1 pseudogene is annotated in these 674 nt (G+C 55.1%); it reads left to right on the forward strand.

Features of this window, described 5'->3' with window-relative positions:
* Positions 1–201: pseudogene (locus tag AC1DRJ_RS31230) on the forward strand (multiheme c-type cytochrome); the annotation flags it as partial.
* Positions 202–674: the final 473 nt, after the last annotated feature.

The following is a 674-nucleotide window of genomic DNA, read 5'->3' on the forward strand; positions in this document are numbered from 1 at the left end:
TTCCTGGTGCCGGTCGACGCCGTCGGGCCGCTGACGTTGATTGCTGAACTGAACTACTGGCCGTTTTCGCAGAAGCTGGCCGACTACCTGCTCGGCGAGGATAAGTTGCAGGTGGAAATCACCCAGATGGCCAAAGTCACGCAGAGYGTACCCCTGTCGACCAGCTTGTCAGCTGTAGGGCCGGATACCGCGCACTTTTAGAAGTGCAGTGTCGACCTCCAGGCGGGCCCCGATCACTCTCTGCCAGTCAAACGCAATCAATACGCCTACCCAGCGCTCATGCGGTCGCTTTTTACGTAATTCATGACCGAACCGATCTTGCGAATCTGGGGTCTGCCCTCGCCACGTCATAAAGCGTGGCTTGCGAATGTTCTGCAAAGTCAGTTCCTCCCGATATTCACCACGTTCCACTTCTGAGCCGACTAAGGGAAAACTTTAGCCGGGTTGAAGATTTCCCCCCTGCGGATGCTGTTCGTCTCGATACCGGCGCGGCGTCTACTCACATACCTTGCGTAGACAAGAGGCGTGTCGTCGTAGCGGACTGTTTCATTGAGCTCGCGTGGCGTTGTGGTTTGATTTTGCTCCTATAAAAACAGTGCCGAAGCGCACATACAGATATGGAGATGTCAGATGTATGAGGTAAAGCAATCTCGCCGTGGGCTCGGTATTGCCGG

Source organism: Pseudomonas sp. P5_B2 (genome assembly GCF_056400445.1).